Origin of the sequence: Pseudomonas sp. Tri1 (assembly GCF_017968885.1) — a bacterium.
GTDB lineage: Bacteria > Pseudomonadota > Gammaproteobacteria > Pseudomonadales > Pseudomonadaceae > Aquipseudomonas.
The window spans coordinates 6614480-6640630 of sequence record NZ_CP072913.1; the positions used below are offsets into that span (position 1 = coordinate 6614480).

The following is a 26151-nucleotide window of genomic DNA, read 5'->3' on the forward strand; positions in this document are numbered from 1 at the left end:
ACTGTCCAATCACTCCAATTTCGGCTTCATCTCACCAAACTGCTTGAGCGAGTCAGGGGTCACGCCCCGCCGTGCGTACTGCCAGGCCCAGCCCGGTATTTGCAGATGACTTTCCAGGTACACGGCAAAATCCAGACGACTATGCCCCAGACGATTGGTTGGGAAGTCAAAGCTGTACAGGTATAGCTGGGCCCGACGTTGGCTGATGGAAAGCAGGTTTTGAACAATCCGATTCGCACGGGCTTCTTCCGCTCCCAGGCTGTCCCTCAGTGCCAATCCAAAATCCAGTCCAGTACGCAGCGACCCCGGTCGTCCAAGCGCCTGCCGAATAGTCGCATCGCTAAAGTGCGGCCCAATCAGGTCAAGCCAGATCTGCATGGCGTACTCGGAGGACAGACGCATAAGGTTCCCCAATAAACCCGGGGTGTTGAACAGGAGGGCCACCCGGACATTGGAAGGCAACTGCCCTGGAGGGCTGAACAGCTTTGCGACGGCAGGCACGTCTATGCTCTCGATGTTCTTCCGCGCCCCGCCCAGGAACCGCATGAACGCCGTCAGATTATCTTGATGAGTGATGATGCTTTGCAGGTTCCGATCATCGAACACCTGCATCCAGTCGAGGTCGATGCGCCCCGTACGCTCCAGTTCGCCATAACGGCTGTTTGCATACGCGGCGATGAGTTCAAAGCGCCTGTCGGTGAGCGCCGGATTACGGATCAACCTCGCGACTTCACTCACGGGCAACATGCCCCCGAGATTGTGAATGATGACGGGGGATCTCAGGAGAATGTCGACCCGCCGCCGCAGAACAGGGAAGCGCCCAAGGGCCGTTCTGAGTAAATCAACGGTCCGCTCGACCATGTCGGCATACATGAACTCTTCGAACAGCTCAGCATCGTCATCGACGAACTTGTCCCGATCACGCATCAACAACTCTTTTACGTCATCCAGATCATTGCGATCCACTAGATGAGCACCGTCCAGCAACTCTTCAAGCTCAGCCGCGTCCAGATGATCGTGCAGCGCCTCCTCATGCCTGACATAGCCCAGGCTATTGCGAGGGTGATGACCGAGCAACTGCCGGGCGGTGACCCCATACTCCAGCATGATATGGGCCACGTCTCTGGAAACCAGCAGGTACTTGTTGTCGAGCAGCCGGAGAATGTTCTGGTCATCGACAGGCCTCAGCAGGATGTCCTCGAACAGTCGCTGCATGGTGACTTTTTCCTGCGCGGAAAAAGGGGCGCTGGTGTTCGCCATCAGATTGGCCGGGGACCGGGGCGACACCAGGCGGCCAACTTCCTGCAGGATCTCGGGGGGTAACTTAGTCCCTGGCGCCTCAGTGATTGCCGTCCGAATAGTCCTTTTTACCTGCAGGTCCAGGTAATCCAAGGTCGGTTGGAACAAGCGATGCGGGTTGGGCGTGCCGTAAATGATCCGGGTAAGATCGAACACCGCCGAATTGTCCAGGAGATTGACCAGCGACGGCGCACTCTCGAAGAGGGCTTGCTGGATGTCGGAGACTTGGGGCGCCACATATTGACTCAACTCCGGATGCTGATCGATATGATCGGCTGCCGCATCGCGCAGCCCCTGCATCGTGAACGTCTGCTGAGACCGCCCTTCATTCAACCCCGCCGCCAAGCCATTGAATAAGCAATCGCCATCGGCATTGATCTCCACCACGCGCTCACCCAAGACCAAACTGTAATGGTCATGACTGGTTCGTCTCAAAACGACATCTGTGTCAGCTCTATCCGGATGCTCGGCCACCGGATAAATCGTTTCATGTTGCCCGGGGGTAAAACGCACCGACCAGGCACGTTCCGCGGATATTTCATCAATGATCAGCAAGCTGCGGTTTTGTGGCCAGATCGCCAGACGCGTCATGATTGACGGCACCAGGTCCATGATCCGATTGTTCCAAGTGCCCGGCGTGCGTATCGAATTGGAAACAGCGGAAACCGATAGGGCAGGCTTCTTTGAAGGCCCCGGTTGGGCAGGCGTATCCGCCGGGCGTTTGCCGCCGCCCCGGCCAAATCCTACGGCGCGCCATTCGCCATTGGACATCCGCGCCACCGTACTTCTCATCACCCCGCTGGAGACGATGTTCACTCCTGAAACAGGGTCTACCAAGGTGGCTTCGGTTGCGTTCAACCTCGTATGGTCATGCACCCGGAACACGGTGCCATCGGGTTGTCGCACATAGACCGGGCGAGCAATAACCCTGCCGGTGGCCATATCGCTGACTGTCGCGCGATAAAAGCCGCGTGCGTCCGCTGTCAGCCCTTGTATCACCGAAGTATCCGAAACGGCATAGGATCGGTAGACCGCCGCCTCCAACGGCAGCCCGGTCAGTGCCTCGTCCTGGGTTTGGCGAGCCGTCAGCTTCCAGAAAGAGGATTGACCTCGTGGCGCAAGCGTCACGTTTCGGACCAGGCGCCAGCCTCCGTGGTTGGCCACGGTGTGCACGAATACCAGGGTTTTCAGGTTCAGCGGGATAGAACCGGTCCTGGATATCAACAGGCCGGTCTTGATGATGCTCTTGAGCATCTGGAAACCGGGGGCCAGGATCATCGTCGCCAGTTCCAGGGCAATCTCGACCGCCACCTGTCCAAACCTGCCGAGCGTTTGATAATGGACATCCAGGTTGCTATTGGAGCGGTGATCGGCATGCGCACTGTGGAAATTGACGTGCGCCCGATGAAGGGCCTCAAGCAGATCACCGCTGAGCAACGTGCCACGGATCAGCGGGCGGCCGCCTCGCTGCCCCAGGGTACGTTTGATCTCTTCAGGATCGCTTGTGGCAATGCGCGAACGGAAATACGCCTGCCATTCCTCTCGGGGCAATAACCCTGCCACGCCATCGCTCAGGTCGGCAAACTCATGGAAGTCGTCGCCCTCGGGGCTGTCTGGAAAATAAACGCCAACCGTTCCCTTGATGTCCGGCCCTTCCTGATCGGAAAAGATCAGCGGGCCATCGATGCTGAGCGCATTGCTCATCCTTCCCTGCTGCCCTCCAGCGCCTACGCTCCCCCCAAGCAGAAGACCATGGACGTGCACACGTCGCCCCAAGACCAAGGGGCGTGCCTGTGCCGTCGGCGAACGCAGGACCGCATCCAGCCAGAGCGCGAGGCGCTTGCACGGCTTCGGTGGGTTGAAGGCCGTATCGAGCACGGTGCTCTTGAACACTTCATTGCCCCTGAGCGCGGCTTCGTGACCTTTGAATTTCATATTGGCCAGATATGCCGCTTGCCAGGCCTTCTTGTAGTCCGGCTTGTTCATCTCCTTGCTGAGCAGGGTTTGGTAGCTTGCTCCGGCATCGATGCTCGTCACCATCCGGGCCAGTTCGCGCCCGGTCAACGTGACGAAATAACCGTTGGCCGGGTGCCGGATACGTTGGCCATCCTGATCGGCGACGTAGACCGCCTGCACTTCGCGCATTGCATTGGGGTACTGAGTCGGACGCAGGTTATCGAGCATCAACTGAGTCAAGCTGGAGATACGGGACTGCCTTGGGCTGGCACTTTTCCCGAAAGAAAACGTGACCAGGCACTTGTCCGGGTCGGGATCGATGCCGGGGTGCACCGTTTGTTGAAGGTAGTGCTTGACCTTCTGGCGGGTGAACTGCCACAGCGTCTGGATATCGCGGGCACCCAGTTCATAGGCCGCTTCCAGGACCTGTTTTTCCAAGTTGCGATAGGTCGATTGCTCCGAACCTGTTGCGCTCTTGTAAAAGTCCGGGCGGTTGTTTTCAACCAGGACTTCCTGACGGACAGTCAGCGGTCCGGTAAGCGACAACATGGGTAAATCCAGCGCATCTTCAACATTCAGCGCAAAGGCCGCCAAAGCGACCGTCTCGTTTTGCGGAGCATTCAGATACGTTTCCAGAGCGGTGTCTTGGATCTGCAGCAGATCATCTGCCGCCACTTCAAAAACATCCCCGGATAATTCAGAGGAAATATCCCGGATCGTGCGTTGCTGCCCGTCGTAGGTAGGGCTTACTTGATTGACCAACGCCTGGAAAGAATGGAAGCGCTGTATGCCCCCTTCCAGGGAGTAGAGAAACAATGAAGGTTGATCCGTGCGTTTGATCACCATTGCAGCGGGCCATTTCTGCGCGGTCGTGCTGCCCATATCGAGCATGACGGCGTAGACATGGGGGATGGGGGCTCGCAGCAAGCGGCTTCTGTCCGCCATGCCCGGATGGGTCGTGATGAGGTCCAACAGGCGATCTTCTTCACCCTGCTGGCTTCGTTCACTTTGGGTCAACGCAATGCCTGAATCCCGATCGGCCTTGTACAGGTCGAAAAGGTGCAGGAATCGTCGGGACAACAAATGAGCGAGGGCCGCTTCAGCGGTAGACGGGGTTGAGGTCTCGAGCGAGTCGCCCCACTGCTTGTTACGGCGAAAGGCGTTGAAATCGTCACGGAACTGACGTTTCAGGCTGTCATTGGTTGTGGGTTGGGCGATATAGAAGACCGCCTCCATGGCCGCCAGGATGTTCCTGTCCACCGGGTTGGCAAATACGCTGTCCGCCTCTTCCAAGGCATCCGGGCGAGTGAAGAATCCCACGCCATCGACCGAGTAAGTGGGCGGTGTGTCCGTCGCCAGACAGCTCAATAGAACATCGGTAAAACTCTGCGAGGCGATCAATGAACGTCCGCCGACGGAATCGACGCTGAAGTGGTTCACATACCAATGATCCGGATCGATATTCTCCAGCAGTGCCGGGCGAAATCGGGTCTCGGGGATCTTTATCTTGATCCTGCCGATCAGCAGGCTCTTGAGCACCGAGTCGAACGTGGGCAGGCCGGCGAACAAACGCGCCAGTTTCACCTGATTGCTGTCCAGCAGCGCCAACTGCCGGACTTGTTCTTTGCCACGGACACTGAGCAGATTGCCTTGGGCATCCACCTCGGTGACAACGGGCTGGCCCGTGCCCTGGTAGCCGGGGGCAATGCCCGTTTGCAACTGCTGCAAGATGTCTGGCGAAAGGGCTTTACCGTTGACCCGCAGCGACGAGAAGTCCAGGGACATATGGCTTCGATGTGGATAAATCCAGCCCTCACGCGGCGAATGGCCGGAGGGATAGACCCGGCTTTGGTGGGCGATCAAAAAGCCTTGTGTCACGGCGTCACGCAACGGCACCGATGTGCGCTGACTGATCGCGGCCGACTCTTCGGTTTCGACCTCTTGATAAGTGACCATCACTGGCGCGTCGCCGACGAGGCCCCACTGGCCCAGCCATTGATCGGCAAAGGCATGCGGCTGAAATCGAAGACCGTTGGATAACAGGGTGAGGGGTTTCAAGGGCGCGACAGGAGGCGCGCCATGTTCATGTTCAGAGAAGACAGTCATTTAAGTGTCCCGGTTGTGATCAGGGCTGGGACCCTATCGCGCCGTTCGAGCTCAAATGACATACATATGTATAGGGGTGGCTAGAGGGCTCGGGGAAAAGCGTAAGCCAATATGTTCTGCAAATATGCAACCTGGTTGATCGTTCCCACGCTCCTGCGTGGGAACGATCAATTACGGCGAGCCAGGTTCAGATCAGCTTTTGCGCCAACACCGCAATATGCTCCGGCCCGATCCCGCAGCAGCCACCCAGATGACTGGCCCCGCGCTTGCGCCAATCCGCCGCCCACTGCAGGTACCCCGGTGGGTCGAGGTCTTCGCGCAGTGGGTCCAGGCCGTCGTTGGCCGTCGCTTCCTTCGGTTGCGGCGGGAAGGCGTTGGCGTAGGCACCGATGTGGATCTTCACCCCCAGCCGCTCGAAAGTTTCCCGCGCCGCATCGATGGCCGCGCCGATCACTTCTGGCTGGCTGCAGTTGAACAGCAGCACTTCGACACCCAGCTCGGCCGCGACCGCCGCAGCGTCCGCCACCGGTTCGCCGGAACGCAGGCGTGGCACTTCATCGGTGTCTTCATCTTTCAGGGTAAACGACAGCCAGAACGGCTTGCCGTCCTTGGGCAGCCCGGCGTGAATCGCCCGCGCTTCGACCGTCGAGCTTTGGGTCTCGGCCAGCCACAGGTCGATATGGGGCGCCAGGCCGGTCACCAACGGCGTCAGCAGTTCACTGGCGCGGGATGCGTCGAACAGATCGGGCCGATAGGAACCGAACAACGGTGGCAGCGACCCGGCGACCCGTACCGCTTTGCCTGAAGCTTGCACTGCTCGCTGCGCCAACTCCCCGGCCAGCGCGGCCAGGGCCTGGCCTTCGGCGGCAAAACGCTCTTCACCGATGTGAAACGGCACTACCGCGTAGCTGTTGCTGGTGATGACATTGGCGCCGCTGGCAATGTAGGCCGCGTGCACCGCTTCTACCGCCTGGGGCGCTTCGCTCAAGGCCAGGGCCGACCACTCGGGTTGGCGGAACGGCGCGCCACGGCGTTGCAGTTCGCGGCCCATGCCGCCATCGAGAATGACTGTCGTTGCTGAGCCCATATGCGATTCACTCATAAGCTTATGAAAAATACTCACTACCGGAGTTGTTCTTATAACTATTTAATACGCAGCAATCGGTTAACTACAACTTATTTTTCTACCCAGGGACTTCACGTGAAACTACAACCATTGCTGGCCCTGGGCCTGACTCTGCTGGCCGCCTCGTCGCAAGCCTTCGCCGGCGCCACCCTGGATCGCATCGAACAGAAAAAAGAACTGGTCGGTGTGTTGATGGAAAGCTACCCGCCCTTCTCGTTCCTGAACGATCAGAACCAGCTCGACGGTTTTGACGTCGACGTGGCCAAGGCCGTGGCGCAAAAGCTGGGCGTGAAGCTGCGCCTGGAAACCCCTTCCTGGGACGTGATCGCGGCCGGGCACTGGAGTGGGCGTTATGACATCTGCATCTGCTCCATGACGCCGAGCAAGGCACGCGCCGAAGTGTTCGATTTCCCGGTGCAGTATTACGCCTCGCCAGCGGTGATCGTGGTCAACGCCAAGGACAACAGCATCCATGGCGCCAAGGACCTGAGCGGCAAGAAAGTCGGCCTCACCAGCGCGTCCAGCTACGAGAGCTACCTGAACAAGAACCTGGTGATCGAAGGCGCCGAAGACACCCGCTTGAGCTACCCCTTCGAGAACGTGCAGATCGCTCCGTACGACACCGACAACGTGGCGTTCCAGGACCTCGGCCTGGGCACCGGCGTACGCCTGGACGCGGTGCTGACCAACCTGGTGACCGCGCAGCCGCGCCTGACCGAAGACAAACGCTTCAAGCTGGCTGGGGAGCCGCTTTATTCCGAACCGAACTCGGTGGCCATCGAGAAAGGCGACGCCCAGTGGGACAGCAAGGTGCGTGAAGTCTTTGCCCAGTTGAAACAGGACGGCACCTTGAGCAAACTCTCGCAGAAATGGATCGGCGCCGACATCACCCAATGACCTCTTTTCCGTCCCCTTCTCGGCCACCGCAACCGGTGGCCGAGTCGCGCCTGCAAAAAATCTTCGGCTTTCGCACCCGGCTGTACCTGACCTGGGCGGCGATGCTGGTGCTGTTCGCGAGTTTTTTCCTGAGCTTCGACCTGAAGTTCTCCATCATTCTCGACAAACTGCCGAACCTGCTCGGCGTGCACCTGGCACCCAACGGCTTTGTGCAAGGCGCGGTGCTGACGCTGTTTCTGTGCCTGTGTTCAATCGTCGCTTCGTCATTGCTAGGCTTCATCACCGCCCTGGCGCGGCTGTCCAGCAGCGCGGTGGCGTTCGGCATCGCCAGTTTCTACGCGTCGTTCTTTCGCGGCACGCCATTGCTGATCCAGATTTTGCTGATCTACCTGGGCCTGCCACAACTGGGCGTGGTCCCCGGCGCCATCGCCGCCGGGATAATCGCCCTGTCGCTGAACTACGGCGCCTACCTGAGCGAAATCTTCCGCGCCGGCATCCTCGGCGTCCCCCACGGCCAGCGCGAAGCCTCACTTGCACTGGGCCTGAGCGAAACCGTGATCTTCTGGCGCGTCACCCTGCCCCAGGCCATGCGCACCATCATCCCGCCGACCACCAACCAGTTCATCTCCATGCTCAAGGACTCCTCCCTGATCTCGGTGATGGGCGTCTGGGAAGTGATGTTCCTGGCGCAATCCTACGGTCGTTCCAGCTATCGCTATATCGAGATGCTGACTACGGCGGCGATCATCTACTGGTTGATGTCCATTGCGCTGGAGCTGATTCAGGCGCGGATGGAGCGGCATTATGGGAAGGCATATCTCAAGCGCAGCTGACAGGACAGATCCGAAGAAGTTGTAGGGCGAAGCTTCAGGTCGTGGAAGCCAACGCGACGATGCCTGGATCGCAACACGACCAGCCTACAGATTTCATCTGTGGTGTCTTGCCCAAGGCGTGGCGTTAGCTGGCATCGTGGCCAGGGGTGGAATTTTTAAAGTGCGGACTCCTTTCAAGAGAGCCCGCATTCGATGTCTATTCAACACTTTTACCCACCCCAACACCTTGCCCTGGCCGTCGCCTTGGCGCTTGGTTGCGTCGATGTTTCGATGGCTCAGCAACCAGCCGAGATCTCCACAACCGCCGAGCAACAAGAGCGCCTCAAGGCCTTCTCCGACGCTGCGGACACCAAGCAGCAAAATGCCAACACCTCCCGCAAAGGCGACGCGAAATGGACTGGCAAAAATGACTTGGTCATCATCAGCGGAAATGGAAAGTTCCCCGGAATCATTGATGGCGGCGGTGGAAAAAACGTTCTGCGACTTGATGCCGCCAAACATCCAATATTGGCTGAAACCCGCAACTTCATGGCTTTGCAGGTTGCCAAAGGCGAATGGCAGCACACCGGGAGTTTCGCTGGCTGGGGAGTGATCGAGCCGAACACCACGTTGATCAACATTGGCCGAATCGACGGACAACTGGGCGTGCTTGGCAAGCTCGATAACAAGGGAGTGGTGGCCAATCGTGTGACTGTCGAGCCAGGCGCCCACATGATCAACTCAGGAGTGGCCGGTCATGTGGAAGTGCGTGAGAAAGCCAGCTTCATCGGCAATGGAACAGTGGAATTCTTGAGTGTCGCGGGCCAGTTGGAAGTCGGCCCCGAAATGGGCGCACCCTCCATTACCAAGGATTTCTCGTTGGCGCAGACTGCCGAGCTGATCTACGGGGTTAATTCAGATGGCGATAGCTCCACGATCAACGTTGAAGGCACCGCGTTCCTGAACAACGCGACGCTGACAGTTGCCGGCGTGCCAGGCGAATACATTGAGTCGCGCGAGCACACCATCATCCGCGCGCGGACGATCGAAGGAGCGTTCGGCACAGTCTCCAGTAAGCTGGCATTCATGACGGCGACGCTGACCCCCACCGATACGCAAGTCAGACTGACTTATGCCCGCAACGATGTCCCACTCAAGGAAGCAGCCACTTCCGATAAAGGGCGAGCATTTGCGGCCAGTATCGAAGAGTCGCAACCGGTCAAACCAGCCGAACCCATTGACGTCCCCACCGTCGCACAGGCACCCGCAGCCAACCCAAAAACCGAGGCCCCAACAAACAAGCCGGCTGAACCGCCAGAAATCACCAGTGCTGCCTCAAAACCCGTAGGCCATTTGCACGCCGCCAAGCCAGAAGCAAAACCCAACAAAGCCATCAACGCCCTGCTCGGCAGCGATATGACTACCGCCGCCGACGCCAGCAAAACGAAGGTCGTAGACACCCCACACAAACCCGCCGAGCCACCAGAAACCCCCAGTGCCACATCAAAACCCGTAGGCCAATTGCAAGCCACCAAGCCAGCCGCGAAGCCTAACAAAGCCATCAACGCCCTGCTCGGCACCACCATGGCGACCGCCGCCGACGCCATCGACCAACTAAGCGGCTACAACACGGCGGACCTGGGCAATGCCACCTTGAGCAGCGTCACGCCAATCGGCACCGGCATGCTCTCAGCCATGGGCCAGAAAAACCCGGAGAACGAACATACTGACGGCCAAGTCTGGGTGCAGGCCATCGGCAACAGCGGGCGCATCGGGAAGCAATTGGGCAGCTATGCCCTGAAGCATTCGACCAAAGGTCTGATGCTGGGGACCGATTGGGCTGTCAGCCCTGATTGGCGTCTGGGGATAATCGGCAGCAAGACCCAGACGCGGCTGGACAGTCACCGCTTCGATGGCCGACTCGACAGTTGGCATGTGGGCGCCTACGCCGTGCGCCAGGACGGACCGCTGGCGCTGCGCCTGGGCGCCGTTCACGGCAATCATGACGGCAGTACCAAGCGCCACGTGGCCTTCAACGGTTTCAGCGATCGCCTCAAGGGGCGGTACGACGCCAACACGCAGCAGGTCTTTGGGCAAGTCGGCTACAACCTGGACGTCGGGTATTTCGGGGTCGAGCCTTATCTGCAACTGGGCTATCAACGCTATCAACGTGATCGCTACACAGAGAAAGGTGGCGACGCGGCGCTGCGATTCAACGGCCAAACCCAGGACAATTACAACAGCAACGCGGGCCTTCGCCTCGCCCGATCCTTCCCCCTTGACCAAGGTATGCAACTGACGCCCCGCTTGAATCTCGGTTGGAAACACTTATACGGCGAGACCCGGGGCACTTCCCGCCAGCGCCTGGCGAGCACAGGCAACACGTATACCGTCGAAGGCGTCGAACTGGACCGTGACAGCCTGCTCTTTGAAGCAGCGCTGGACCTGGCTGTTTCGTCTCGGCATACGTTGGGGGTGAGCTATAAGGGTGAAACCGGTCAGGACAACCGAAACAGTGCATTGATGGGTCAATGGCGAATGATGTTCTGAGCATTTCGCGGGCAAAAAAAAAGGGGAGCACATGCCCCCCCGAGGTTAAAAGGTTGTATCGAGGCTGTTAACTCAGCCTTCGATCTCGATCAGGATCTCGCCCGGATTGACCCGGTCGCCCTTGGCCACATGAATAGCGGTAACCTTACCGGCGATGGCCGCCTGCACTTCGGTTTCCATCTTCATGGCTTCGGTGATCAGCACCGCTTGGCCGGCCTTGACCACGTCGCCCTCCTTGACCAGCACATCAACGATGTTGCCCGGCATGGTGGTGCTCACGTGGCCTGGCGCAGTGGCCTGTTTGCGCTTGCTGCTGCCGCCGCTGACAAATTCATTGAGCGGTTCGAACACGACCTCTTCGGGCATGCCGTCGATGGACAGGTAGAAGTGACGCTTGCCTTCGGCTTTGACGCCCACACCGGTGATATCGACGCGGTAGGTTTCGCCGTGAACGTCGATGACGAACTCGGTCGGCACACCTTCGCCGCCCGCCGAGCTCACACTGCCCGCCTCAGGAATTGGCAACAGCACTTCTGGCGTCAGGGTGCCGGCTTCACGTTCTTCGAGGAACTTGCGCCCGATGTCCGGGAACATGGCGTAGGTCAGTACGTCTTCTTCGGATTTGGCCAGCGCGCCGATCTCGCCACGCAGCTTGGTCATTTCCGGCTTGAGCAGGTCGGCCGGACGCACGTCGATCACGTCTTCGCTGCCGATGGCCTGACGACGCAGCTTCTCATTGACCAAACCCGGCGCCTTGCCGTAGCCGCCCTGCAAGTAGAGTTTCACTTCGTTGGTGATGGTCTTGTAGCGCTCGCCGGCCAACACGTTGAAAAACGCCTGGGTACCGACGATCTGCGAGGTCGGGGTCACCAACGGAGGGAAGCCGAGGTCTTCGCGCACTCGTGGGATTTCCGCCAGTACTTCATTCATCCGGTTCAGCGCGCCCTGCTCTTTCAACTGGTTGGCCAGGTTGGAAATCATTCCGCCTGGTACCTGGTTGACTTGGACTCGGGTGTCCACCGCCGTGAACTCGCTTTCGAACTGGTGGTATTTTTTGCGCACGGCGTAGAAGTACAGGCCGATTTCCTGCAACAACTCCAGGTCCAGGCCCGTGTCGAACTCACTGCCTTTAAGGGCCGCGACCATCGACTCAGTACCCGGATGGCTAGTGCCCCAGGCGAAACTGGAGATCGCGGTGTCGATGTGATCGGCACCGTTCTCGATCGCCTTGAGCTGGCACATCGCGGCCAGGCCGGCGGTGTCGTGGGAATGGATGAACACCGGCAAGGATTGCTCGGCCTTCAGCGCTTTCACCAGCTCGCCAGTGGCGTACGGGGTCAGCAGGCCGGCCATGTCCTTGATCGCCACCGAGTCGCAACCCATGGCTTCCATCTGTTTGGCCTGGGCCACGAAGGCTTCAATGGTGTGCACCGGGCTGGTGGTGTAGGCGATGGTGCCCTGGGCGTGCTTGCCGGCGGCCTTCACCGCCTCGATGGCGACCCGCAGGTTACGCACGTCGTTCATCGCATCGAAAATACGGAACACATCGATGCCGTTGACCGCGGCCTTGGCCACGAACGCCCTGACCACGTCATCGCTGTAATGGCGATAACCCAGCAGGTTCTGGCCGCGCAGCAGCATTTGCAGACGGGTGTTAGGCAGCGCCGCGCGCAGTTGGCGCAGGCGTTCCCACGGGTCTTCCTTCAAGAAGCGCACGCAGGCATCGAACGTCGCGCCGCCCCAGACTTCCAGCGACCAATAACCGACTTTGTCGAGCTTGTCGCAGATCGGCAGCATGTCTTCGGTGCGCATGCGGGTGGCAAGCAGCGATTGGTGGGCGTCGCGCAGGATTGTGTCGGTAACAAAGATCTTCTTGGACATGGTGATGGTTCCTTACAGGCCTGCGTGGGCGGCAATGGCGGCGGCGATAGCCAGGGCCAGCTCTTCGGGTTTGCGCTTGATCGAGTAGTTGGTCAGTTCAGGGTGGCTTTCGACGAAGCTGGTATTGAACTGGCCACTGCGGAATTCCGGGTTACGCAGGATTTCCTGGTAATACGCGGCAGTGGTCTTGACCCCCTGCAGGCGCATGTCGTCCAGGGCTCGCAAGCCACGGTCCATCGCTTCTTCCCAAGTCAACGCCCAGACCACCAGTTTCAGGCACATCGAATCGTAGAACGGTGGAATGGTGTAGCCGGTGTAGATCGCCGTATCGGTGCGCACGCCCGGGCCGCCAGGGGCGTAGTAGCGGGTGATCTTGCCGAAGCTGGGCAGGAAGTTGTTTTTCGGGTCCTCGGCGTTGATCCGAAATTGCAACGCAAAACCACGGTGCAGAATGTCTTCCTGCTTGACCGACAGCGGCAGCCCGGAGGCGATACGGATCTGTTCGCGAACAATGTCGATACCGGTGATTTCTTCGGTGATGGTGTGCTCCACCTGCACCCGGGTGTTCATCTCCATGAAGTACACCTCGCCCTCGGCGAGCAGGAACTCCACGGTGCCGGCGTTCTCGTAGCCCACCGCCTTGGCGGCGCGCACCGACAAATCGCCGATGTAGGCGCGTTGCTCGGGTGTCAGTTGCGGGCTGGGGGCGATTTCGATCAGCTTCTGGTTGCGCCGCTGGATCGAGCAGTCACGCTCGAACAGATGCACCACGTTGCCGAAGCTGTCCCCGAGGATCTGCGCCTCAATGTGCTTGGGATTGACGATGCATTTTTCCAGGAACACTTCCGCCGAACCGAACGCCTTGGTGGCTTCGGAGATGACCCGCGGGAAGGCCTGTTCGAGTTCTTCACGGCTGTTGCAGCGACGGATACCACGACCACCGCCGCCGGAGGTGGCCTTGAGCATCACCGGATAACCGATGCGGTCGCCTTCGGTCAGGGCTTCTTCGATGCCCGACACGTTGCCTTCGGTGCCCGGCGTGACCGGCACACCGGCCTTGATCATGCTGCGGCGTGCTTCGGTCTTGTCGCCCATGCGGCGAATGACTTCTGCCGACGGGCCAATGAATTTGATTCCGCGTTCGGCACAGATGTCTGCCAGCTCGGCGTTTTCCGAAAGGAAGCCGTAACCGGGGTGCAATGCATCGCAGCCGGTTTCCACCGCCAGGTTCACCAGCTTTCGCGGGTTGAGATAGCCGGCCAGCGGATCGGCGCCGATGCTGTGGGCCTCGTCCGCACGCTTGACATGCAGGGCATGGCGGTCAGCGTCGGAATAGACCGCGACCGAGCGAATGCCCATCTCGGCGCACGCGCGCACGATTCGAACGGCAATCTCACCACGGTTGGCGATCAGGATCTTTGTTATCAATTGGAGGTTCCCTTGAGCCGGTGGTACCACGACCTGGTGTCCAGGCCGACGCGTGACCAGATGTAACAATTGGTCGCAGCTCCACACTAGTCCTGGCTGGGGATTAACAAAAATGAATAATTATTGGGTCACGCATAAGTAAAGACTTATAGTTGCGCTATCCGTTTCGCTCCCGAGTGCTTAGAAAATGCGTAAGTCGTTGATGCGTATGACATTGCGTCAATTGCAGATTTTCAACGAGGTGTGTGACCTGAGGTCCTACAGCCGTGCAGCTGACGAAATGTCTCTCACACAACCGGCCGTTAGCCTACAGATTCGATCCCTTGAAGAGCTGATTGGCCAACCGCTGTTCGAGTATGTCGGCAAAAAACTCTATATGACCGAAGCCGCCGAAGCGCTGCAACGCGCCAGCCGGGATATCTTCGGGCGCCTGGAAAACCTCGACATGCAGCTCTCGGACATGCAGGGTTCGCTGCAAGGGCAGCTCAAGCTTGCAGTGGAGTCCAGCGCCAAGTATTTCGTGCCGCACCTGTTCGCTGCGTTCAAGCGCCAGCACCCGGAGGTCAACCTCAACCTCACGGTGGTCAATCGCGGGCAGGTCATTCGACGGCTTTCGGACAACCGGGATGACTTGGTCATCATGTCCATGGTGCCTCAGGACATGGGGCTCGAGTTCCTGCCGTTTCTCAACAATCCGATCGTCGCCGTGGCACCGCCCGACCATCCGCTGTGCCACATGGGCCCACTGCGCCTGCAAGATCTGGAGCCGTATACGCTGTTGCTGCGCGAGCCTGGCTCAGGCACACGGCTGGCTTGCGAGGAGTATTTCAAGGAGAAACGGGTGCACTTCACCCAGACACTGGAGGTGGCGTCAGCAGAAGCCCAGCGCGAATGCGTGGTGGCCGGGCTGGGCGTGGCGCTATTGACGCGCCACGCCGTGAGCCGGGAGCTGTCGTCCGGCGCACTCATCGAGTTGCCGGTGGAGGAACTGCCGCTGTACCGCAGTTGGTGCCTGGTACAGGCCAGGGCGAAACGCTTGTCACCCGTGGCCCACGCCTTCCTGGCGTTCGTTCGCGGCGAGCGCGCTCAGATCACTGGCCTGGTTGAGCGTTTCGACGGGAAGCCGCCGGTGTTGCCTGCCAATAATTGAATTCTGTCGCATCGGGAAATTCGCTGATCTCTGCCAGGAGCTGGCGCTGCTCATAGCGGTCTTCGATCGCACGACGGAACGCCATGCGACGCTGGTCTTCTTGCTGACGACGGGTTTTGACGGCGCTGCGTTCTTCGTAGGACTGGGTCATGTCGAGTCTCCCAAGACGTATACGGGAGCTTTACGATGAAGGCGCGCGATGACCGTTTGGCGGCGCATGCGTTACAGAACGATGAATTCTCAGATGCCCCCTCGCCGCCAATAATCCCCTGTCCCATTCGTAGCAACCGATCAGTCGTCCAGCGCTTTTACCGACTTGGGCGACAGCCGCAGGCTGCGCAGGCTGCGCTTCACGCTCTTGAGATGGTTGACCAGGCTCGGTCCGCGCGCCATGGCGACGCCCATCGCCAATACATCGATCACCACCAAGTGGGCGATGCGCGAGGTCAACGGCGTGTAGATCTCAGTGTCTTCATGCACGTCGATGGCCAGGTTCACCGTCGAGAGCTCGGCCAATGGGGTCTGGCTTGGGCACAAGGTAATCAGCGAGGCACCGCTTTCGCGAACCAGGTTGGCGGTGATCAGCAGGTCCTTGGAACGCCCCGACTGCGAAATGCAGATCGCCACATCGGTGGGTTTCAACGTCACCGCCGACATCGCCTGCATATGCGGGTCGGAATAGGCCGCCGCCGTGAGCAGCAACCGGAAAAACTTGTGCTGGGCATCGGCCGCTACCGCGCCCGAAGCACCAAAGCCATAGAACTCGACACGCTGGGCCTGGGACATGGCGGTGACGGCCTTTTGCAACGCCACCGGATCGAGCTTCTCGCGAACTTCCATCAGCGTGTGCAGGGTCGTGTCGAAGATTTTCAGGCTGTAGTCCGCGACCGAGTCGTCCTCATGGATCGCAAACTGGCCGAAGCTTGCCCCGGCTGCCAGGCTTTGCGCCAACTTGAGCTTCAGGTCCTGGAAACCCGAGCAACCGATGGCCCGGCAGAAACGCACGATGGTCGGTTCGCTGATGCCGACGCTGTGGGCAAGATCAGCCATGGAGCTGTGCATCACGGCCGCAGGATCAAGCAGTACGTGATCGGCGACTTTCAGCTCCGACTTGCGCAGCAGGTGGCGTGACTGGGCGATGTGTTGCAACAGGTTCAAGGGACTGGACTCTTGTTATTGGCAGCTGCCGGGATGTAGCAAGCTTGTAGTTATACTACAAGAATCGGCTCTTTGCCCGCCCCAATACGTAACCGAATCAGCTTGCCACCCCTTGTTTTCGCGGAGAGCGCGCCATGTAGCCATTCGGGCCGGCTGTGATGAGGGAGAAAATTTCATTCATCCCTGGACCTGGGACTCCTTCGCCCCTCTTGCTTGCCGAAAGCGGCTGTCAGGTTAGTTAGTTCACGCGGTATAAAAACCAAATACGAACTCGCTCTATATACTTTTTCACAGCCACTCACTTTCATGTGCACTTACAACAAGTCGCGCACACATACTCTTTCAAATTCTCAGCACTTACCTCTTTCCCAAGCGGCAGCGCATACTTATATTAGCGACGCAGGACGCAATTCAACCTCAACTACAGGAGTTACTTAATATGACCATTAACACCAAAGACTGGACCGCACAAATTGACCGGATGCCCGGCGCAGCCTCCTTCCGCGCCTATGGAACGGTAGAGGTATCGAACGGCGGCATCACACCTAAACTGGTACTGAGTGAAAAACAGGATAAATCCTTCGATCTGCGCCTGGATCTGGTACTCGAACAAAGTGAAGAAGTTTCGCTACAAGTGATCACGCACAAACATGTCGAGTATAAAGTTCTCGGTGATTCTAACGTAACCGGCGTCAGCATCTTCTTCGAAGATGAACTCGTTCATCATATTGATGAAATCATCATCACGCATTAATACATAATAATCTTCCCGTCGGAGCGACACCGGGAGTGACACTCCGGCGGGAAGCTTCATTCCAAGCGCTGCTCTCGCAGCAGTTGGGCCAGCCCCTCGGCCTCAACCGGCCGGCTGATGAGGTAGCCCTGGACCTCGTCGCAGCGTTCGGCCTTCAGAAACTCAAGCTGCTCCTGGCGCTCGACACCTTCGGCCACTACCTTGAGCGACAACCCATGGGCCATTGCAATGATCGCCCGGGTAATCGCCGCATCCTCTCCGCCCTCCTCCAAGCCACGAATGAACGCCTGGTCGATCTTCACGTAATCCACCGGGATGCGCTTGAGGTAACTCAGGGACGAGTAGCCGGTGCCAAAATCGTCGATCGCCAGCTTGACCCCAAGGTCGCGCAGTTGCTGGAACGTCGCGATGATGTGTTCAACGCTGTCGAGTAGTTGGCTTTCGGTCAGCTCCAACTCCAAGTACCGGGGCTCCAGGCCGGTTTCTTCCAGCACTTGCCGCACGAGGCTGACCAACTTGCCCTGGCGCAACTGGTGCACCGACAGGTTGACCGACACCCTGATCGGCGCAAGGCCCTGACGCTGCCATTCGCAAGCCTGCCAGCAGGCTTGGCGCAACACGAACTCGCCAATCGGCCCGATCAGCCCGGTCTCTTCCGCCAGGCCGATGAAGTCCACCGGCGGAACCTGGCCCATGACCGGATGATCCCAGCGCACCAACGCCTCGGCGGCGTTCAGGCGGCCCGTTACCAGGCACAACTTGGGTTGGTAGAAGACCTTCAATTGATGCTCTTCAAGGGCCTTGCGCAGTTGATTCTCCAGCTGCAGGCGCTCCAGCGTGCTGGCCTGGAGGCTGTCGGTATAGAACTGGAAATTGTTGCCGCCCAGATGCTTGGCATGTTGCATGGCCATGTTTGCCTGGCTGACCAACGTAGAAATTTCTCGCGCGTTATCGGGCAGCATGCTGATACCGATGGAGGCACTGACCACCAGTTCATGGCCTTCGATGGTCAGCGGCAAGCGCAGCTTGGCGGACAAACGGGTCGTCACCCGCGCCAGGCTGGAAAGGTTGCCGTAGGCGTCGAACAGCACGGCGAACTCATCGCCGGACAATCGAGCGATGGTGTCGGCTTCGGGCAGTGCATTGATCAGGCGCCGGGCCATTTTCTGCAACAGCTGATCGGCAATGTCATGGCCGAGGCTGTCGTTGAGCAATTTGAAGCGATCCAGGTTGATATGCAGCAACGCCAGGCTGCGCCGTCCGCCCTGGCGCACCCGCTGGTGGGCCTCGTGCAGGCGCTCGCGGAACAGCGAGCGATTGGCCAACCCGGTCAACTCGTCGTAATGGGTGAGGTAGCGCATCCGTTCTTCGGATTCGCGTCGCGCCGACAGATCGGCGAAGAAGCCTACTATGTGGCTGACATTTCCCCGGCTGTCACGCACCACATTCAGTTGCAGCCACTGTGGATAAAGTTCGCCATTGGCCCGCGCTTCCACCAGCTCACCCTGCCAGGTGCCGTGTTGCTTGAGGGCTTGGCGGATGACGGGGTAGTGCCGACGCGCGTCGCGACTGCAGGGCAGGTCCACGACGTTGTGCCCGAGCATGTCCTCGATATTGAAACCGGTGACCCGGGTGAACGCCTGATTAGCGGCGAGCAGCACGAAGCCGGGATCGAAAATCACAATGCCTTCGCTGGCGGCCTCGAATACCGTAGCCGCCAGCTGTTGTTGCTGTTCGAGCTCTTTACTGGTGCTGATGTCTCGCCGGGTGCCGACCATGCGCAATACCCGACCGCTCGCGCTGCGTTCCACCGCACGTCCACGGTCCTCGATCCACACCCAATGACCGTCGCCGTGGCGCACACGATATTCGATCTGGTAATCCTCGCTGCGGCCTTTGAGGTGCTCGACAAGTGCACGCTTGAGCGCCGGCAGGTCCTGGGGATGCAGGCGCGGCGTGAGATGGCTGAGCATGGCCGTGACGTACTCAGGCTCCAGGCCGAACAATTCCTTGAGTTGGGTGTGATGGACTTCGTCGGTCTGCAGGTTCCAGTCCCACAAACCCAGCTCACTGGCCTTGAGGGCCAGGGCCAGGCGCGCCTCGCTCTTGCTCAGGGCTTGGCTGGCCGCGTCCAGTTCGAGGCTGCGCTGCGCGACCCGCGCCTCCAGGCCTACCTGGGCCGTCCGCAGTTTCTCCTCGGCGCAGCGCCGTTGATCGACCTCTCGGGCCAACGCCTCGTTGAGTTGTGCGCTGCGGGTTTGCGCCTGCTGCAAATGCTCGATCAATGCCTGGTTCTGGAACCGGCGCAATAGGCCATTTTGGATCAAGCGGTTGACTTGCCAGGCCACCACACTCAGCGAGATCAGCACTACCAACCCAAGCCAGCCCCAGCCGTGTTGCTGCTCATCACCGCCCCAGAAGAGATAGCCGATGGCCGGTAACAGGCACGGCAAGGTAAAGGACAGAAACGCCGGAAGGCTCACGGCATAGGCAACGCTGGCCGACAGGGTGGCCGCGCCAATCAGGCCGAACACCCAGGCCTGCTGCTGGAAGCTGTCGGCCGGAACCAGGGCGATGCCAGCCCCGGCCAGCGTCAGGCCGGTCATCGCCGAGCCGAGCAAAAACATACGCAACCAGACAGGGTGTGCCTGACGGCTGGGCATCGCCGAATCGAAGGCGGCCACCTGAATCACCCGCAACGCCACCAGTGACAGCAACCAGACCAGCCAGACGCTGACCAGGAAATAGCGAGCCGGTTCCCATAACAGGACGGCGCAGACCAGGCCGTTGACCAGCATGAACAGCGTGGGCAGCAATGAACCCTGGTACAGCAGACGTGTGCGTTCGACCGCCATTTCCATGGCGTACTGCTTGCAGATGACCCGCGGTTCCACACAGGGGCCCGCCAGATCGGAATTGAGGGTCATAGGCACTGTTCTTGTTCTTATTCAGTAGAGCGTGGAGAACCCGAAACGAGCACCGAGCATACACAAGCCAAACGCCATCCCACACTGCCCCAGCTCATAAAAGTGCGGAAAAAGTCGCTATTTTATTGGGCCGCGCGGCCTTCAAGCGAGCCCCGCCAGGGCCTGCAGCCAATGACCAACCGGTCATCATCAAGCGGTCTTTTATCGGCTGAGGCAAAGCTCGGTTTGCCCGGGGTGACGCCGCACCCTAGAATGCTCCGATGCGCGATGATCTCTCCCTTCTGCTGAACTCTCTCAACGATGCCCAACGCCAGGCCGTAGCCGCCTCCGTGGGTCGTCAGTTGGTCCTGGCCGGTGCCGGCTCCGGTAAGACCCGAGTGCTGGTGCACCGTATCGCCTGGTTGATCCAGGTCGAAAACGCCTCGCCCCATTCGATCCTGTCGGTGACCTTCACCAACAAGGCCGCTGCGGAGATGCGTCATCGCATCGAGCAGTTGATGGGCATCAACCCGGCTGGGATGTGGGTCGGTACCTTCCACGGCCTGGCGCACCGCCTGCTGCGGGCGCACTGGCAGGAAGCCGGCTTGAGCCAGACCTTCCAGATTCTGGACAGCGACGACCAGCAACGGTTGGTCAAGCGGGTGATCCGCGAGCTGGGCCTGGACGAACAGCGCTGGCCGGCCCGCCAGGCCCAGTGGTTCATCAATGGCCAGAAAGACGAAGGACTGCGTCCACAACATATCCAAGCCAGTGGCGATCTGTTCCTGGCGACCATGCGTAGCATCTACGAAGCCTACGAGGCGGCGTGCCAGCGCGCAGGCGTCATCGACTTTTCCGAGCTACTGCTGCGTGCGCTGGATCTGTGGCGCGATCACCCGGGCCTGCTGGCTCATTATCAGAAGCGCTTCCGGCATGTATTGGTGGACGAATTCCAGGACACCAACGCCGTGCAATACGCCTGGTTGCGCCTGCTGGCCAAGGGCGGCGACAGCCTGATGGTGGTGGGCGACGACGACCAGTCGATCTACGGCTGGCGCGGCGCCAAGATCGAGAATATTCACCAGTATTCGGCGGACTTCCCCGACGCAGAAGTCATCCGGCTGGAACAGAACTACCGCTCCACCGCCGGCATCCTCAAGGCCGCCAACGCCTTGATCGCTAACAACACCGGGCGCCTGGGCAAGGAATTGTGGACCGATGGCGGCGAAGGCGAAGCGATCAACCTCTATGCCGCCTTCAACGAGCACGATGAAGCCCGCTACGTGGTGGAAACCATCGAAAGCGCGCTGAAAACCGGCCTGGCCCGCAGCGACATTGCCATTCTGTATCGCTCCAACGCCCAGTCGCGGGTGCTGGAAGAAGCCTTGTTGCGCGAACGGATCCCGTACCGCATCTATGGCGGCCAGCGCTTCTTCGAACGTGCCGAAATCAAGAACGCCATGGCTTATCTGCGCCTGCTCGAAGGGCGCGGCAACGACGCGGCCCTGGAGCGAGTGATCAACGTACCCACTCGGGGCATTGGTGAGAAAACCGTCGAAGCCATTCGCGATCACGCCCGCCACAGCCACGTGTCCATGTGGGAAGGCATGCGTCAGCTAGTCGCCAACAAAGGCGTGACCGGTCGCGCCGCCGGTGCACTCAAGGCGTTCATGGACCTGATTGAAGACCTGGCCGCCAAGTGCGGGGAGATGCCGCTGCACTTGATGACCCAGACAGTCATCGAGCAATCCGGCCTGATCGCCTACCACGAAGCGGAAAAGGGCGAGAAAGGCCAGGCACGGGTAGAAAACCTTGAGGAACTGGTCAGCGCCGCGCGCAACTTCGAGAACACCGAAGAAGACGCAGATCTGTCACCGCTATCGGCCTTCCTGGGCCATGCCTCTCTGGAGGCCGGCGACACCCAGGCCGACGAGCATGAAGACAGCATCCAGCTGATGACCCTGCACAGCGCCAAAGGCCTGGAATTCCCCTACGTGTTCCTCGTGGGCATGGAGGAAGGCCTGTTTCCTCACAAAATGAGCCTGGAAGAGCCCGGGCGTCTGGAAGAGGAACGCCGCTTGGCCTACGTCGGCATCACCCGCGCCATGCAGAATCTGGTGCTGACCTATGCCGAAACCCGACGTTTGTACGGCAGCGAGACCTACAACAAGGTGTCGCGCTTCGTACGCGAAGTACCGAAGGGCCTGATTCAGGAGGTCCGGCTGTCCAACAGCGTCAGCCGTCCATTCGGCGGCGGCCAGCAACAAAGCACCAGCAGCCTGTTCGGCGGCAGCGATATCCCGGAAACCGGCTTCAGTCTCGGCCAGACCGTGCGGCACTCGGTATTTGGCGACGGCGTGATCCTCAATTTCGAAGGCGCCGGGGCCCAGGCCAGGGTCCAGGTGAACTTCAGCGAAGGCAGCAAGTGGCTGATGCTGGGGTATGCCAAGCTGGAAGCAATCTAGAGATTTTCGCAGAACCTTGTGGGAGCGAGCTTGCTCGCGATAACGGTGGGTCAGCCAATATTGATGCTGATTGACACGCTGCTATCGCGAGCAAGCTCGCTCCCACAGGTCGATCGACTCGCCGTATACCTTTCCGATAGAACTTGTCCCCCTTTCCTACAGCCAAAAGCCAACAAGTCCTCTTGCGCGGCTGAAGCTGAACCTAACCTGTCACGCAAAAGCCCGAAACACTCTGCCGCTAGCCAGCAACAGTTCAGCTGTGCAACATGGCGCGCGTGCTATCCACAAATGGGAATGCCTTTATATGAAACGTTTTCTTAGCATCGCCATGGCGTTGTGCATCGGCCTGACGATGGCCATCGACGCCAATGCCGCCAAGCGCTTTGGCGGTGGTAAAAGCTCGGGCGCGGCCCCGACTCACCAGACCAGCCAGATGGCGCCGTCCTCTGCCGCCGGATCCACTGCTGCTACCGCAGGCGCGGCGGGTGCCGCTGGCGCTGCCACCAAGGCCAGCGGTGCTTCGCGCTGGCTCGGCCCTCTGGCCGGCATCGCCGCCGGTGGCTTGCTCGCGTCCATGTTCATGGGCGACGGCTTCCAGGGCATGCAGATCTTCGACATCCTGATCATGGCGGTCATCGCCTTCCTGGTCTTCCGCTTCATTGCCGCCCGTCGTCGCAAGCAGCAGGAGCAATTGGCTCCGGCAGGCCACGCGCCTATGCAGCGCGAAGTGTTCAACCAGCAACCCGCCAGCGCTTCGATCTTCGGTGGTTCGGCAGCGCCTGTGGCCGCCCGTCCGGTGATCAATGCACCGGCCTGGTTCAACGAGCAACGCTTCATCGAAGCCGCACGCAGCCACTTCATGTCCTTGCAGCAACATTGGGACGCGAACGAGATGGACAAGATCGCCGAGTTCGTGACCCCGCAATTGCTGGAATTCCTCAAGCGCGAGCGGGCCGAGCTGGGTGATGGCTTCCAGTCCACCTACATCGACAATCTGCAGGTGCAACTGGACGGTGTCGACGATCGCGCCGACAAGACCATCGCCACCCTGACCTTCAGCGGTGTATCGAAGGACTCTCGCTTCGACAAGGGCGAAGCGTTCAGCGAAAGCTGGAACATGGAACGCGCCCAGGGCGATGACCAGCCTTGGCTGGTGGCCGGTATCCGCCAGAACAGTTGAACCTTTGCACGTTTCGCATGTTGAAATAAAAGAACCCCGGCGCAAGCCGGGGTTTTCTATTTCGCGGTTGCATCTATAGCGAGCTACTGTATAAACCGCTCCATATAAACCGCGCCATCGAGAAAGAGGATCCCGGACGTGGAAGAAATCATCGAACAATTGCGTGAAGCCAACGAGCCCGTACCGGTTCCGCTGGAGTTACCTGACGAAGACTTGCTGGTAGAGATCGAAGAGCAGCTGTTCATCGATATCCCGTTCGTTTTCAGGGAATTTCTGCTGACCGTCAGCGATGTCGTCTATGGCAGCCTGGAGCCGGTCACCGTCACCGATCCACAGTCCCACACCTACCTGCCGGACGTGGCCGCCAATGCCTGGGATGCCGGTGTCGACCGCAGCCTGATTCCGATCTGCCAGGACGGTGACGATTATTACTGTGTCGAAGAAGACGGCACCGTGGTGCTGTGGCAGGCCGAAGAGGAATTGATTGCTGAAGAGACCTGGGAGTCGGTTTGGCATTGGGCACGGGACGTCTGGCTGGAAAGCTGATCCGCAGGTGCTCCAACGCCGGTCAATGCCCGGACGACTCGTTGTGGTTGTCCAGGGTTTCGAGCAAGGCCACCTGCATCCGCGTATGCAGGCGGATGAACCAGCGCCAGAGCAACGCCGCGACGGCAATCGCCACCAATGCAATCAACACCAGCAACTTGTTGGTCGGCAGGATACTGGCCGACAAGGCCGCCAATAGCAGGAAAATCACCAGCAACGAGAGGATCGGGATCACTTCGGCGATCACTCGACGCACACGCTGAGTGTGGCGGCCTGCCATCTCTGGCTTGACGCTCATTTCTGCCAGCAACATCGACAGCGCCTTGAGCTTGCGATACGCGGCGATCAGGAACGGTAGCGATAGCAATAACGCCCCGCCCCAGATCAATGCTTTCTGCCAGCTCGGGTCGCTGATCCACATTTGCAGGTAAGCCGACATCCGTTCGGCAAAAAAACCACCCGAGACAAAAATCGCGATAACCAGTGCGAGGTTGACGCCAACCTGTAGCAAGATCCGCCTGATCATCGAGGCCACCACCGCTCCTTCCCCATGGGGCTGGATGCTGCGCAGCCATTCGCCATACATCCCCAGCACTCGCGTCAACCGTTGCGGCATGACCGTCGCCAACTTGACGGACAACGGATCGGCGGCCCGGATCAGGTAAGGCGTGAGCAGCGTGGTCAATACCGAGACAGCGACCGCGACCGGATAGAGAAAGTCGCTGGTGACCTGCAGGGTCATCCCCAGCGACGCGATGATGAAGGAGAATTCGCCGATCTGCGAAAGTCCCATCCCTACTCGCAGGGAGGTACGTCCATCGTTGCCGGCAATAAACGCACCGAGGCCACAGGACAGCATCTTGCCGAGCACCACTGCGCCAGTGATCACGGCAATCGGCCAGGCGTACTGCAGCAATATCGCGGGATCGAGCATCAGTCCGATCGCCACGAAAAAAATCGCGCTGAACAGGTCGCGCACCGGCTCCACCAGGCGCTCGATTTTCAGCAACTGCCGGGACTCGGCCATGATCGCACCGATCAGGAACGCCCCGAGAACCATGCTGTATTCCAACTTCACCACCAGCAGGCAGAAGCCGAAACACAGGCCCAGCACCGTGATCAGCAGCATTTCGTTACTGTCGAATTTCGCCACGTAGGCCAGCAGCCTGGGCACCAGCAGAATGCCAATGACCAGCGCGACGATCATGAATAGCGACAACTTGCCAACCGTGGAAAAAACTTCGCCGGAGCTCACGGTACCGCTCACGGCAATACTCGACAGTAAGGCGATGATGCCTATGCCCAGAATGTCCTCGACGATCAACACCCCGAAAATCAGCTGTGCGAAGCGCTCGTTTTTCATCTTCAGATCGTTGAGCGCCTTGACGATGATGGTGGTCGAGGAGATGGCCAGGATCGCGCCCAGGAACAGCGAGTCCATGGTGTTCCAGTCGAACCAGCGACCGATCTCGTAGCCGATCCAGATCATCAGCACGATCTCGAGGAATGCCGCGATAAACGCCGTGGCCCCCACCTTGAACAACTTGCGCAGGCTGAACTCCAGGCCCAGGCAAAACATCAGGAAAATCACCCCGAGCTCGGCCAGTGTCTTGATCGTATCTTCGTCGTGGATGAAACCGAACGGCGGTGTGTGCGGGCCAATGATGAAGCCGGCCACAATGTAGCCCAGCACAACCGGTTGCTTGAAACGATGAAAGAGCACGGTTACCAGCCCCGCCGCCATCATGATGATCGCCAGGTCTTGAATGAAACTGATGGCATGCATGGTTTGGGGCTCCCTGTTCAAAATGACTCATCGCCGAGCTGGATAAGTCCGTTTCCTTTGTAGGAAAAGCCCTCGTAACGGGCTTTTGAAGGGTAACACCGCGACTTCCGACAAAAAGTCGGTGCAATATATGGAAACAGATCCATCGGGG

The 26151-nt window shown here is 59.5% G+C and carries 17 protein-coding genes; 8 read left to right on the top strand and 9 right to left on the bottom strand.

The annotated features are described in order from the left end of the window. Positions 1-9: 9 nt before the first annotated feature. Both J9870_RS28990 and J9870_RS28995 read right to left on the bottom strand, forming a co-directional pair. A complete protein-coding gene (locus J9870_RS28990; RefSeq protein WP_210642093.1) occupies positions 10-5361 on the bottom strand; it encodes a DUF6543 domain-containing protein in 5352 nt (1783 codons plus the stop codon). Positions 5362-5548: 187 nt separating this feature from the next. Beyond that, complete coding sequence (locus tag J9870_RS28995) at positions 5549-6448, bottom strand: homocysteine S-methyltransferase family protein (protein ID WP_210642094.1); 900 nt, start codon at positions 6446-6448, stop codon at positions 5549-5551. Between the two features lie 114 nt (positions 6449-6562). Between J9870_RS28995 and J9870_RS29000 the strand changes: the two genes are divergently transcribed. Beyond that, positions 6563-7384: an ABC transporter substrate-binding protein gene (locus tag J9870_RS29000; protein WP_210642095.1), complete on the top strand. Its 822-nt coding sequence runs from the start codon at positions 6563-6565 to the stop codon at positions 7382-7384. After that, complete coding sequence (locus tag J9870_RS29005) at positions 7381-8217, top strand: amino acid ABC transporter permease (RefSeq protein ID WP_210642096.1); 837 nt, start codon at positions 7381-7383, stop codon at positions 8215-8217. The genes J9870_RS29000 and J9870_RS29005 overlap by 4 nt, the downstream gene beginning before the upstream one ends. Positions 8218-8310: 93 nt before the next feature. On the opposite strand, the gene J9870_RS29010 is transcribed toward J9870_RS29005, so the two are convergent. Then, positions 8311-8928 (bottom strand): hypothetical protein, encoded by a 618-nt coding sequence (locus J9870_RS29010; protein WP_210642097.1) that lies wholly within the window; start codon positions 8926-8928, stop codon positions 8311-8313. Here J9870_RS29010 and J9870_RS29645 point away from each other — a divergent pair, their 5' ends adjacent. Further along, complete coding sequence (locus tag J9870_RS29645; protein ID WP_246883062.1) at positions 8929-10746, top strand: autotransporter outer membrane beta-barrel domain-containing protein; 1818 nt, start codon at positions 8929-8931, stop codon at positions 10744-10746. Positions 10747-10818: 72 nt separating this feature from the next. On the opposite strand, the gene oadA is transcribed toward J9870_RS29645, so the two are convergent. Beyond that, the gene (oadA, locus tag J9870_RS29020) at positions 10819-12627 is read right to left on the bottom strand and encodes a sodium-extruding oxaloacetate decarboxylase subunit alpha (protein ID WP_210642098.1); all 1809 of its coding nucleotides are present in this window, start codon (positions 12625-12627) and stop codon (positions 10819-10821) included. Positions 12628-12639: 12 nt separating this feature from the next. Next, positions 12640-14055 carry an acetyl-CoA carboxylase biotin carboxylase subunit gene (locus J9870_RS29025; protein WP_025216234.1) on the bottom strand — a complete coding sequence of 472 codons (1416 nt, stop codon included), beginning with the start codon at positions 14053-14055 and terminating at the stop codon, positions 12640-12642. A 187-nt stretch (positions 14056-14242) separates the two neighbouring features. Here J9870_RS29025 and J9870_RS29030 point away from each other — a divergent pair, with 187 nt between their 5' ends. Next, positions 14243-15205 (top strand): LysR family transcriptional regulator, encoded by a 963-nt coding sequence (locus J9870_RS29030; protein ID WP_246883063.1) that lies wholly within the window; start codon positions 14243-14245, stop codon positions 15203-15205. Here the strand turns inward: J9870_RS29030 and J9870_RS29035 are convergent. After that, positions 15147-15356 (bottom strand): hypothetical protein, encoded by a 210-nt coding sequence (locus J9870_RS29035; RefSeq protein WP_109752921.1) that lies wholly within the window; start codon positions 15354-15356, stop codon positions 15147-15149. The genes J9870_RS29030 and J9870_RS29035 overlap by 59 nt on opposite strands. Before the next feature lie 140 nt (positions 15357-15496). Continuing rightward, complete coding sequence (gene hexR / locus J9870_RS29040) at positions 15497-16363, bottom strand: transcriptional regulator HexR (RefSeq protein ID WP_003187110.1); 867 nt, start codon at positions 16361-16363, stop codon at positions 15497-15499. Between the two features lie 439 nt (positions 16364-16802). On the opposite strand from hexR, the gene J9870_RS29045 reads away from it, so the two are divergent. After that, a complete protein-coding gene (locus J9870_RS29045) occupies positions 16803-17117 on the top strand; it encodes a hypothetical protein (RefSeq protein WP_210642099.1) in 315 nt (104 codons plus the stop codon). A 56-nt stretch (positions 17118-17173) separates the two neighbouring features. On the opposite strand, the gene J9870_RS29050 is transcribed toward J9870_RS29045, so the two are convergent. Continuing rightward, positions 17174-20044 carry an EAL domain-containing protein gene (locus J9870_RS29050; RefSeq protein WP_210642100.1) on the bottom strand — a complete coding sequence of 957 codons (2871 nt, stop codon included), beginning with the start codon at positions 20042-20044 and terminating at the stop codon, positions 17174-17176. A 260-nt stretch (positions 20045-20304) separates the two neighbouring features. On the opposite strand from J9870_RS29050, the gene uvrD reads away from it, so the two are divergent. The 3 genes from uvrD (at position 20305) to J9870_RS29065 (ending at position 24214) form a co-directional block, all read left to right on the top strand. Continuing rightward, positions 20305-22488, top strand: coding sequence for a DNA helicase II (gene uvrD / locus J9870_RS29055; RefSeq protein ID WP_210642101.1), 2184 nt, complete (start codon positions 20305-20307; stop codon positions 22486-22488). 304 nt (positions 22489-22792) lie between these two features. Beyond that, complete coding sequence (locus J9870_RS29060; RefSeq protein WP_210642102.1) at positions 22793-23668, top strand: Tim44 domain-containing protein; 876 nt, start codon at positions 22793-22795, stop codon at positions 23666-23668. Positions 23669-23806: 138 nt separating this feature from the next. Beyond that, the gene (locus J9870_RS29065; protein ID WP_003187120.1) at positions 23807-24214 is read left to right on the top strand and encodes an SMI1/KNR4 family protein; all 408 of its coding nucleotides are present in this window, start codon (positions 23807-23809) and stop codon (positions 24212-24214) included. 22 nt (positions 24215-24236) lie between these two features. On the opposite strand, the gene J9870_RS29070 is transcribed toward J9870_RS29065, so the two are convergent. Next, positions 24237-26000 carry a cation:proton antiporter gene (locus J9870_RS29070; protein ID WP_210642103.1) on the bottom strand — a complete coding sequence of 588 codons (1764 nt, stop codon included), beginning with the start codon at positions 25998-26000 and terminating at the stop codon, positions 24237-24239. Between the last annotated feature and the right edge of the window lie 151 nt (positions 26001-26151).

Bases quoted from the DNA above. Each gene is read 5' to 3' on its own strand.
- uvrD (WP_210642101.1), top strand. From the start codon at position 20,305: ATGCGCGATGATCTCTCCCTTCTGCTGAACTCTCTCAACGATGCCCAA.
- J9870_RS28990 (WP_210642093.1), bottom strand. From the start codon at position 5,361: ATGACTGTCTTCTCTGAACATGAACATGGCGCGCCTCCTGTCGCGCCC.
- J9870_RS29035 (WP_109752921.1), bottom strand. From the start codon at position 15,356: ATGACCCAGTCCTACGAAGAACGCAGCGCCGTCAAAACCCGTCGTCAG.
- J9870_RS29050 (WP_210642100.1), bottom strand. From the start codon at position 20,044: ATGACCCTCAATTCCGATCTGGCGGGCCCCTGTGTGGAACCGCGGGTC.
- J9870_RS29645 (WP_246883062.1), top strand. From the start codon at position 8,929: ATGATCAACTCAGGAGTGGCCGGTCATGTGGAAGTGCGTGAGAAAGCC.
- J9870_RS29005 (WP_210642096.1), top strand. From the start codon at position 7,381: ATGACCTCTTTTCCGTCCCCTTCTCGGCCACCGCAACCGGTGGCCGAG.
- J9870_RS29030 (WP_246883063.1), top strand. From the start codon at position 14,243: ATGCGTAAGTCGTTGATGCGTATGACATTGCGTCAATTGCAGATTTTC.
- J9870_RS29060 (WP_210642102.1), top strand. From the start codon at position 22,793: ATGAAACGTTTTCTTAGCATCGCCATGGCGTTGTGCATCGGCCTGACG.
- J9870_RS28995 (WP_210642094.1), bottom strand. From the start codon at position 6,448: ATGGGCTCAGCAACGACAGTCATTCTCGATGGCGGCATGGGCCGCGAA.
- J9870_RS29070 (WP_210642103.1), bottom strand. From the start codon at position 26,000: ATGCATGCCATCAGTTTCATTCAAGACCTGGCGATCATCATGATGGCG.
- oadA (WP_210642098.1), bottom strand. From the start codon at position 12,627: ATGTCCAAGAAGATCTTTGTTACCGACACAATCCTGCGCGACGCCCAC.
- J9870_RS29045 (WP_210642099.1), top strand. From the start codon at position 16,803: ATGACCATTAACACCAAAGACTGGACCGCACAAATTGACCGGATGCCC.